Annotated in this window: 8 protein-coding genes and 1 pseudogene; 8 read left to right on the forward strand and 1 reads right to left on the reverse strand. The window is 71.2% G+C overall.

Annotated features, from left to right (window positions below; all coding sequences use genetic code 11):
- A partial coding sequence (locus tag CCN42_RS20820) for an AraC family ligand binding domain-containing protein (protein ID WP_211294759.1) occupies positions 1–476 on the reverse strand: 476 nt, incomplete at its 3' end.
- 169 nt (positions 477–645) lie between these two features.
- Between CCN42_RS20820 and tkt the strand changes: the two genes are divergently transcribed.
- From tkt to CCN42_RS20860, 8 genes and pseudogenes are all read left to right on the forward strand, one after another.
- On the forward strand, positions 646–2,721 hold the full coding sequence (tkt, locus tag CCN42_RS20825; RefSeq protein WP_086737755.1) for a transketolase: 2,076 nt from the start codon (positions 646–648) through the stop codon (positions 2,719–2,721).
- Positions 2,722–2,740: 19 nt separating this feature from the next.
- Positions 2,741–3,883 carry a transaldolase gene (tal, locus tag CCN42_RS20830; RefSeq protein ID WP_086737757.1) on the forward strand — a complete coding sequence of 381 codons (1,143 nt, stop codon included), beginning with the start codon at positions 2,741–2,743 and terminating at the stop codon, positions 3,881–3,883.
- Entirely contained in the window at positions 3,884–5,515 is a 1,632-nt protein-coding gene (gene zwf / locus CCN42_RS20835) for a glucose-6-phosphate dehydrogenase (protein ID WP_086737759.1), read from the forward strand.
- Positions 5,512–6,438 carry a glucose-6-phosphate dehydrogenase assembly protein OpcA gene (gene opcA / locus CCN42_RS20840; RefSeq protein WP_086737761.1) on the forward strand — a complete coding sequence of 309 codons (927 nt, stop codon included), beginning with the start codon at positions 5,512–5,514 and terminating at the stop codon, positions 6,436–6,438. The genes zwf and opcA overlap by 4 nt, the downstream gene beginning before the upstream one ends.
- Before the next feature lies 1 nt (position 6,439).
- The gene (pgi, locus tag CCN42_RS20845) at positions 6,440–8,092 is read left to right on the forward strand and encodes a glucose-6-phosphate isomerase (RefSeq protein ID WP_086737763.1); all 1,653 of its coding nucleotides are present in this window, start codon (positions 6,440–6,442) and stop codon (positions 8,090–8,092) included.
- A gap of 5 nt (positions 8,093–8,097) precedes the next feature.
- The gene (gene gnd, locus CCN42_RS20850) at positions 8,098–8,979 is read left to right on the forward strand and encodes a phosphogluconate dehydrogenase (NAD(+)-dependent, decarboxylating) (RefSeq protein WP_086737765.1); all 882 of its coding nucleotides are present in this window, start codon (positions 8,098–8,100) and stop codon (positions 8,977–8,979) included.
- Between the two features lie 7 nt (positions 8,980–8,986).
- On the forward strand, positions 8,987–9,586 hold the full coding sequence (locus CCN42_RS20855) for a histidine phosphatase family protein (protein WP_086737767.1): 600 nt from the start codon (positions 8,987–8,989) through the stop codon (positions 9,584–9,586).
- Between the two features lie 33 nt (positions 9,587–9,619).
- A pseudogene (locus CCN42_RS20860) lies at positions 9,620–10,124 on the forward strand (membrane-associated oxidoreductase); the annotation flags it as partial.

Genomic DNA, 10,124 nt, shown 5'->3' on the forward strand with positions numbered 1-10,124 from the left:
GGCGGGAGGGTGGCGGTGTCCTCGTACTCGCGGCGCAGCTGGGCGAGGGAGGCCTCCAGCGCGGCGAGCCGCGGCGGGCCGGGGCGGAGCAGGGGCGGCAGGTCGTAGCGGTAGAGACCGGTGGCCTCGACGGTGGCGCGGGGCAGGAAACCGGGCTGCATGGTGAGCACGGTTCCGCGGTACTCGCTCGTGGTCGTGAAACGGTGCACTTGTCCTGGGCGGATCCACAGCACGTCGCCGGCCGTCGCCTCGTACTCGGTGAAGTCGACCATGTGGCGTACGGGGCCGGCGGCGAAGACCATCACGACGTGGAAGTCGATGCGGTGGACACGGCCGAGCGGGGCCTCGGAGTGCCAGGTGTGGCCGGCGCCCATCGGGCCGACCTGCATACCGACGCCGCTGATGCTGCGGTCGGCGGGGAAGGCGAAGGTCCTGATGCCGCCGTCGTCGCCCTCGGGATTCGTTCTGTCCACCATGTCCGTCTCGTGCCGTCTCGGTCCCGCACGCTGCCGTCCGGGTGTCCCACTTTCACCACAGGCTGACACACCCAGACCTTCACTCGAAAAAGTCAGACTTTTAGAGTCGAACGCGGCTGACCAGGAAAGACATCGATTTCAATGACTTTTTGAAGGGGACTGCGATCAGATGAGCACGCAGACAACCGACGGCTTCGAGTGGACCGACCTCGACCGGCGTGCCGTCGACACCGCGCGCCTGCTGGCGGCGGACGCCGTGCAGAAGGTCGGGAACGGTCACCCGGGCACGGCGATGAGCCTGGCCCCCGCCGCGTACACGATCTTTCAGAAGGTGATGCGGCACGACCCCGCGGACCCCGAGTGGGCGGGCCGTGACCGGTTCGTCCTCTCCCCCGGGCACACCTCGCTGACCCTCTACACCCAGCTCCACCTCGCCGGGTACGAGCTGGGCCTGGACGACCTCAAGGCGTTCCGCACCCACGGCTCCAAGACGCCCGGCCACCCCGAGTACGGGCACACCGCCGGAGTGGAGACGACCACCGGCCCACTGGGCCAGGGTGTCGCCAACGCCGTCGGCATGGCCATGGCGGCCCGCTACGAGCGCGGCCTGTTCGACCCGGACGCGCCGGCCGGCGACTCCCCCTTCGACCACACCGTCTGGGCGATCGTCTCCGACGGCGACCTCCAGGAGGGCGTCTCCGCCGAGGCCTCCTCGCTCGCCGGCCACCAGAAGCTCGGCAACCTGGTCTTCCTCTACGACGACAACCACATCTCCATCGAGGGCGACACCGCGACCGCGTTCTCCGAGGACGTGCTGAAGCGGTACGAGGCGTACGGCTGGCACACCCAGCGGATCGAGCCCGCCGAGAACGGCGACGTGGACGTCCACGCCCTGTACGCGGCACTGACGGCCGCCCGGGCCGAGACCGAGCGGCCCTCGATCATCGCCATGCGCACGATCATCGCCTGGCCCGCGCCGAACGCGCGGAACACCGAGGCGTCGCACGGCTCGGCGCTCGGCGAGGAGGAGATCGCCGCCACCAAGCGGATCCTCGGCTTCGACCCGGAGCGCACCTTCGAGGTCGCCGACGAGGTCCTGGCCCACACCCGCCGGGCGCTCGACCGGGGCGCCGAGGCGCACACCGCCTGGGACAAGCGGATCGCCGCCTGGCGCACGGCCCAGCCGGAGCGCGCGGCCGAGTTCGACCGGATCAGCAAGGGCGAGCTGCCCGCGGGCTGGGAGGAGAAGCTGCCGGTCTTCGAGCCGGGCAAGGCGCTCGCCACCCGTGCCGCGTCCGGCAAGGTCCTTCAGGCCCTCGGCGGGGTCATCCCCGAGCTGTGGGGCGGTTCCGCCGACCTGGCCGGCTCCAACAACACCACGATCGACAAGTCCAGCTCGTTCCTCCCGGCGGGCAACCCGCTGCCGGAGGCGGACCCGTACGGCCGGACCGTCCACTTCGGCATCCGCGAGTTCTCGATGGCCGCGGAGATGAACGGCATCGCCCTGCACGGCAACACACGCGTCTACGGCGGCACCTTCCTGGTGTTCTCCGACTACATGCGCAACGCCGTGCGCATGTCCGCGCTGATGCAGCTGCCGGTGACGTACGTGTGGACGCACGACTCCATCGGGCTCGGCGAGGACGGCCCGACCCACCAGCCGGTCGAGCACCTGGCCGCGCTGCGCGCCATCCCGGGCCTGAACGTGGTCCGCCCGGCCGACGCCAACGAGACCGCCGTCGCCTGGCGCGAGATCCTGCGCCGCCACGCCACCCGGCCGGCCCCGCACGGCCTCGTCCTCACCCGTCAGGGCGTACCGACGTACGCGCCGAACGAGGACGCGGCCAAGGGCGGCTACGTGCTGCGCGAGGCGTCCACGGGCACGCCGGACGTGCTCCTCGTCGCCACCGGCTCAGAGGTGCAGCTGGCCGTCGCCGCCGCCGAGTCGCTGGAGGCGGAGGGGGTCGGCGCCCGGGTGGTGTCGATGCCGTCCGTGGAGTGGTTCGAGGAGCAGCCGCGCGCGTACCGCGAGAGCGTCCTTCCGCCGTCCGTGAAGGCGCGTGTCGCTGTCGAGGCGGGGGTGGGTCTGACGTGGTACCGGTTCGTAGGTGACGCAGGACGCATTGTCTCCCTCAAACACTTCGGTGCCTCCGCCGACGCGAAGACCCTGTTCGCCGCATATGGCTTCACCGCCGACAACGTCGCCGCAGCCGCCCGGGAATCCCTGGCCGCCGCGCGCGGTTGATCCGACCGCCAGAAAGAAGATGATCTCAGTGACCGAAGCAACCGCGAACGCGGGAGCCCTCAAGCGCCTGTCCGACCAGGGCGTGTCGATCTGGCTGGACGACCTGTCCCGCGGTCGGATCACGTCCGGCAACCTCGCCGAACTCGTCGCGTCCAGCCATGTGGTGGGCGTGACCACCAACCCGTCCATCTTCCAGGCCGCCATCGGCTCCGGCGCCGGGTACGAGGAGCAGCTGGCCGACCTCGCCGTGCGGGGGGTGACGGTCGACGAGGCCGTCCGGATGATGACGACCGCCGACGTACGGGCCGCCGCCGATGTCCTGCGTCCTGTGCACGAGGCCACCGGCGGCCGCGACGGCCGGGTCTCCATCGAGGTGGACCCCCGCCTCGCCCACGACACGGCGGCCACGATCGCCGAGGCCAAGCAGCTCGCCTGGCTGGTCGACCGCCCCAACGTCATGATCAAGATCCCGGCGACCGAGGCGGGCCTGCCCGCCATCACCGAGGTCGTCGCCCGGGGCATCAGCGTCAACGTCACGCTGATCTTCTCCCTGGAGCGCTACCGCGCGGTCATGGACGCCTACCTCGCCGGCCTGGAGCGGGCGCAGGCCGCGGGCCTGGACCTGAGCACCATCCACTCGGTCGCCTCCTTCTTCGTCTCCCGCGTCGACAGCGAGATCGACAAGCGGCTGACCCTCCTCGGCACCGACGAGGCCCTCGCCCTCAAGGGCCGGGCGGCGCTCGCCAACGCGCGGCTCGCCTACGAGGCGTACGAGGACGTCTTCGGCGGCGACCGCTGGCTGGCCCTGGCCGGGTCCAGGGCCAACAAGCAGCGCCCGCTGTGGGCGTCGACCGGGGTGAAGGACCCGGCGTACAAGGACACCCTGTACGTGGACGAGCTGGTCGCCCCGGGCACGGTCAACACGATGCCCGAGGCCACCCTGAACGCCGTGCGCGACCACGGCCAGATCACCGGCGACACCGTCAGCGGCGGTTACGCCCAGGCCCGCGCCGACCTGGCCGCCGTCGAGCGGCTGGGCATCTCCTACGACGAGGTCGTCCGGCAGCTGGAGGACGAGGGTGTCGCCAAGTTCGAGACCGCCTGGCAGGACCTGCTGGACGCGGTGACGAAGTCCCTGCTGAGCAAGGGAGTTGACGCGTAAATGAGCGAGACCCCGCTCGACGAGAAGACCGCCCCCGCCACCGGGGAGGAGACCGCCCCCGCGGCCGGGCAGCGCAGCGCCCCGGCCGGGGAGCGGACCGCCCCGGCGACCGGCTGGGCCAACCCGCTGCGCGATGTGCGCGACCGCCGGCTGCCGCGGATCGCGGGCCCGTCCGGGCTCGTCATCTTCGGTGTCACCGGCGACCTGTCCCGCAAGAAGCTGATGCCGGCCGTCTACGACCTGGCCAACCGCGGCCTGCTGCCGCCGGGCTTCTCCCTCGTCGGGTTCGCCCGCCGGGACTGGGAGAACCAGGACTTCGCCGAGGTCGTGCACAACGCCGTCAAGGAGCACGCCCGCACCCCCTTCCGCGAAGAGGTCTGGCAGCAGCTCGCCGAGGGCATGCGGTTCATCCCCGGCGACTTCGACGACGACGAGGCGTTCAAGCAGCTGCGCGCGGCGGTGGAGGAGCTGGACACCTCGCGCGGCACCAGCGGCAACTACGCCTACTACCTCTCCGTGCCGCCGAAGTTCTTCCCGAAGGTCGTGCAGCAGCTGAAGAAGCACGGTCTCGCGGACGCGCCCGAGGGCTCCTGGCGGCGTGCGGTCATCGAGAAGCCGTTCGGCCACGACCTGGCGAGCGCCTGCGAGCTGAACGCGATCGTGCACGACGTGTTCGAACCGGATCAGGTCTTCCGGATCGACCACTACCTGGGCAAGGAGACCGTCCAGAACATCCTGGCGCTGCGCTTCGCCAACCAGATGTTCGAACCGATCTGGAACCGGTCGTACGTCGACCACGTGCAGATCACGATGGCCGAGGACATCGGCATCGGCGGGCGGGCCGGGTACTACGACGGCATCGGCTCGGCCCGGGACGTCATCCAGAACCACCTGCTGCAGCTGATGGCGCTCACCGCCATGGAGGAGCCGGCCGCCTTCGACGCCGAGTCGCTGCTCGCCGAGAAGCTGAAGGTGCTGAAGGCGGTGCGGCTGCCCGAGGACCTGGGCCGGCACACCGTGCGCGGGCAGTACGCCGACGGCTGGCAGGGCGGCGCGCAGGTGCGCGGCTACCTCCAGGAGGACGGCATCGACCCGGCCTCCACCACCGACACCTACGCGGCGATCAAGCTGGGTGTGGACAACCGCCGCTGGGCGGGCGTGCCGTTCTACCTGCGCACCGGCAAGCGGCTGGGCCGCCGGGTCACCGAGATCGCGGTGGTCTTCCAGCGGGCCCCGCACTCCCCGTTCGACTCCACGGCGACGGAGGAACTCGGCCAGAACGCGATCGTCATCCGGGTCCAGCCGGACGAGGGCATGACCGTCCGGTTCGGCTCGAAGGTGCCGGGCACCTCGATGGAGATCCGGGACGTGACGATGGACTTCGCCTACGGCGAGTCCTTCACCGAGTCCAGCCCGGAGGCGTACGAGCGGCTGATCCTGGACGTGCTGCTCGGCGACGCGAACCTGTTCCCCCGTCACCAGGAAGTGGAAGAGTCCTGGAAGATCCTCGACCCGATCGAGGAGTACTGGGCCACGCACGGCAGGCCCGCCCAGTACGCGTCGGGCAGCTGGGGACCGAAGGAAGCCGACGAGATGCTCGCACGAGACGGACGGAGCTGGCGCAGGCCATGAAGATCGACCTGACCGACACCACGGCAAGCAAGATCAACAAGGCGCTGGTGCAGGGCCGCCGGGCCATCGGCACCCCGGCCGTGGGCATGGTCCTGACGATGGTGATCGTCACCGACGAGGAGAACGCCTACGACGCCATCAAGGCGGCCGAGCAGGCCTCGCACGAGCACCCCTCGCGCACCCTGGTCGTGATCAAGCGGCACGCCCGCACCCCGCGCGAGCGCACCCAGTCCCGGCTGGACGCCGAGGTCCGGGTCGGCTCCGAGGCCGGCACCGGCGAGACCGTCGTCCTGCGCACCTACGGCGAGGTGTCCGACCACGCCGACTCGGTGGTGCTGCCGCTGCTGCTGCCGGACGCCCCGGTCGTCGTGTGGTGGCCGGTGGACGCCCCGGACGTGCCCGCCAAGGACCCGCTGGGCGCGCTGGCGCAGCGCAGGATCACCGACATGTACGCCGTCGAGTCGCCGCTTCGGGTCCTGGACAGCCGGGCCCGCTCCTACGCCCCCGGCGACACCGACCTGGCCTGGACCCGGCTCACCCCGTGGCGGTCGATGCTGGCCGCCGCCCTGGACCAGGCCCGGCTGACGATCACCTCGGCGGCCGTGGAGAGCGAGGCCGACAACCCCAGCGCCGAGCTGCTCGCCCGCTGGCTGGAGGCCCGGCTGGACGTCCGGGTCGAGCGGGTGGAGACCGCCGGACCGGTCGTCACCGGCGTCCGGCTCGGCACCGAGAAGGGCGAGATCGTCATCGACCGGCCCGAGGGCCCGCTCGCCACGCTGACCCTGCCCGGCCAGCCCCCGCGCACCCTCGCCCTGAAGGTGCGCCCCACTTCCGAACTCATCGCCGAGGAGCTGCGGCGCCTCGACGCCGACGAGATGTACGCCGTCGCCCTGCGCGGCAAGGACACCGAGGAGAACGCCTGAGATGTCCGACTCCCCCTGGCTCACCCGCCGTCCTCAGTGGACGGCCCTGGAGGACCACCGCGCCGAATGGCGGGCGCATCTGCGTGAGCTGTTCGCCGCCGACCCGGGCCGCGCGGAGCGGTACGTGGTGCGCGTCGGTGATCTCCGCATCGACTACTCCAAGCACCTGATCACCGACGAGACGCTGGAGCTGCTGCGCGAACTGGCCGCCGCCACCGACGTTTTCGGGCTGCGGGACGCCATGTTCCGCGGCGAGAAGATCAATACGACCGAGCAACGGGCCGTGCTGCACACCGCGCTGCGGGCCCCGCGCGAGGCGGTGGTCGAGGTCGACGGCGAGAACGTGGTGCCCGGTGTGCACGCGGTCCTCGACCGGATGAGCGCCTTCGCCGACCGGGTCCGCTCCGGCGAGTGGACCGGCCACACCGGCAAGCGCATTCGCAACGTCGTCAACATCGGCATCGGCGGCTCCGACCTCGGCCCGGCGATGGCGTACGAGGCGCTGCGGCCGTACGCGGCACGGGAGCTGACGGTCCGCTTCGTCTCCAACGTGGACGGCGCCGACCTGCACGAGGCCGTCCGCGACCTGGACCCGGCCGAGACGCTGTTCGTCGTCGCGTCGAAGACCTTCACCACCATCGAGACGGTCACCAACGCCACCTCGGCCCGCAACTGGCTCCTCAACGGCCCGGCCGGGCTCGGCGACGAGAAGGCGGTCGCCAGGCACTTCGTCGCGCTGTCGACGAACGCCGAGAAGGTGGCGGACTTCGGCATCGACACGGCCAACATGTTCGAGTTCTGGGACTGGGTCGGCGGCCGCTACTCGTTCGACTCGGCGATCGGCCTCTCGCTGATGATCGCCATCGGACCGGCGAACTTCCGGGACCTCCTGGACGGCTTCCACATGGTCGACGAGCACTTCCGCACCGCGCCCGCCGAGGCCAACGCACCGCTGCTGCTGGGCCTGCTGGGCATCTGGTACAACAACTTCCACGACGCCCAGTCGCACGCGGTGCTGCCGTACAGCCACTACCTGTCCAAGTTCACCGCCTACCTCCAGCAGCTCGACATGGAGTCCAACGGCAAGTACGTGGGCCGGGACGGGCAGGAGGTCGACTGGCAGACCGGACCGGTGGTGTGGGGCACCCCGGGCACCAACGGGCAGCACGCCTACTACCAGCTCATCCACCAGGGCACCAAGCTCATCCCGGCCGACCTGATCGGCTTCGCCCGCCCCGCCGCCGAGCTGAGCGACGACCTCAAGGCGCAGCACGACCTGCTGATGGCCAACCTGTTCGCGCAGGGGCAGGCGCTCGCCTTCGGCAAGACCGCCGACGAGGTCCGCGCGGAGGGCGTCGCCGAGGAGCAGGTGCCGCACCGCACCTTCAAGGGCAACCACCCCACGACCACGATCCTCGCCCGCGAGCTGACCCCGTCGGTGCTCGGCCAGCTCATCGCGCTGTACGAGCACAAGGTGTTCGTGCAGGGCGCCGTCTGGAACATCGACTCCTTCGACCAGTGGGGTGTCGAGCTGGGCAAGGTCCTCGCCAAGCGCGTCGAGCCCGCGCTCACCGATGGCGCCGACGTCCCCGGCCTCGACCCGTCCACCGCCGCTCTCGTCGCGGCGTACCGCGACCTCAAGGAAGAGAAGTAATCATCATGCAACTCGGACTCATCGGCCTCGGCAAGATGGGCGGCAACATGCGCGAGCGGATCCGCCGCGCGGGCCACACCGTCGTCGGCTACGACCGCAACCCCGACCTCTCCGACGTGGGCGGCCTCGCCGAACTCGTCGAACGGCTCGACGCCCCCCGCACCGTGTGGGTGATGGTCCCGGCCGGCGCGCCCACCCAGTCCGTCATCGACGAGCTGGCGGACCTGCTGGAGCCCGGCGACACCGTCGTCGACGGCGGCAACTCCCGCTGGAGCGACGACGAGAAGCACGCCGCCGAGCTGGGCGCCAAGGGCATCGGTTTCGTCGACGCCGGGGTCTCCGGCGGGGTGTGGGGCCTGGAGAACGGCTACGCGCTGATGGTCGGCGGCGACAAGGAGCACGTCGACCGGGTCCAGCCGATCTTCGACGCGCTCAAGCCGGAGGGGCCGTACGGCTACGTCCACGCCGGCAAGGTCGGCGCGGGCCACTTCGCGAAGATGGTCCACAACGGCATCGAGTACGCCATGATGCAGGCCTACGCCGAGGGCTGGGAGCTGCTGGAGAAGGTCGACTCGGTGACCGACGTCCGCGAGGTGTTCCGCTCCTGGCAGGAGGGCACGGTCATCCGTTCCTGGCTGCTGGACCTGGCGGTCAACGCCCTCGACGAGGACGAGCACCTGGAGAAGCTGCGCGGCTACGCGGAGGACTCCGGCGAGGGCCGCTGGACGGTGGAGGCGGCGATCGACAACGCCGTGCCGCTGCCCGCGATCACCGCCTCGCTCTTCGCCCGGTTCGCGTCCCGCCAGGACGACTCCCCGCAGATGAAGATGATCGCGGCGCTGCGCAACCAGTTCGGCGGGCACGCCGTCGAGTCGGCGAAGAAGTAGGCGGGCCGTGGGGGATCTGTTCCTGGTCCGCCATGGGGAGACGGAGTGGAGCCGGTCGGGACAGCACACCAGCTTCACCGACCTGCCCCTGACGGGGCACGGTGAGGCGCAGGCCAAGTCCCTGGCTCCGCTCCTGTCCGGCCGGACCTTCGCACGGGTGCTGACCAGTCCGCTGGGCCGCGCCGTCCGCACCGCCGAACTGGCGGGCCTGACCGGGGCGATACCCGACCCGGACCTGCGGGAGTGGGATTACGGCGGCTACGAGGGCGTCACCACCCTCGAGATCCACCGCACCCGCCCGGACTGGGACCTGTGGACCGACGGCGTCCCGCCCGGCCCCGAGGGCCACCCGGGCGAGTCGCCGGCCGAGGTCGGGGCCCGCGCCGACCGGGTGCTGGCGAGGATCGCTCCCGCGTCGGCCGACGGTGACGTGGTCCTGGTCGCCCACGCGCACTTCCTGCGTGTCCTGACGGCCCGCCGCCTCGGTCTGCCGCCCGCCGAGGGGCGGCTGTTCCAGCTCGCCACCGGCACGGTGAGCCGGCTGTCCACGGAGCACGGCCGACCGGTGATCGCCGAGTGGAACATGCGCCCGGACACCATGAGTTGACACGGCCTCAGGGGCCCGCCAGAGTCGCGACCGATGGAGATCAACGATCTGACACCGGCTGAGCTGCGCGTCTGGCGGGCCTTCGCCCGCGGGGAGCGGGTCGACTTCCGCACCGGCGAGGACGAGGACGCCGCGGAGGGGGCGTCCTGGGGGCCCGACCGCACCGTCCGCGCCTCGGTCGTGAAGGCGCTGCTGCTGCGCGCGCCGCAGCAGGACGGCGAGATCGCGGCCCTCAGGGTCTCCGGTGCCCGGATCACCGGCACGCTGGACCTCACCCACGCCCTCCTCGACTCCCATCCGGTCCGCCTCAGCCACTGTCACTTCGCCGAGCGGCCCGAGCTGTACGGCATCCAGCTGCGCCGGCTCAGCCTGCACGGCTCCGTCCTTCCCGGGCTCGGCCTGGGCAGCGCCCGCATCGACGGCACCTTGCGGCTGAGCGGCTGCCGCATCTTGGGACAGGTGCAGCTCGCGGGCACCCAGATATCCGGCGCGCTGTTCCTGGAGGACGCCGAGCTGACCGCGCCGGACGGCGCGGGGC

The sequence above is a fragment of the Streptomyces glaucescens genome (assembly GCF_002154375.1).
Lineage (GTDB): Bacteria > Actinomycetota > Actinomycetes > Streptomycetales > Streptomycetaceae > Streptomyces > Streptomyces glaucescens.

Excerpts from the sequence above, each read along its gene's own strand:
- gnd (WP_086737765.1), top strand. The coding sequence starts at position 8,098 with ATGCAACTCGGACTCATCGGCCTCGGCAAGATGGGCGGCAACATGCGC.
- opcA (WP_086737761.1), top strand. The coding sequence starts at position 5,512 with ATGAAGATCGACCTGACCGACACCACGGCAAGCAAGATCAACAAGGCG.
- pgi (WP_086737763.1), top strand. The coding sequence starts at position 6,440 with ATGTCCGACTCCCCCTGGCTCACCCGCCGTCCTCAGTGGACGGCCCTG.
- zwf (WP_086737759.1), top strand. The coding sequence starts at position 3,884 with ATGAGCGAGACCCCGCTCGACGAGAAGACCGCCCCCGCCACCGGGGAG.
- tkt (WP_086737755.1), top strand. The coding sequence starts at position 646 with ATGAGCACGCAGACAACCGACGGCTTCGAGTGGACCGACCTCGACCGG.
- tal (WP_086737757.1), top strand. The coding sequence starts at position 2,741 with ATGATCTCAGTGACCGAAGCAACCGCGAACGCGGGAGCCCTCAAGCGC.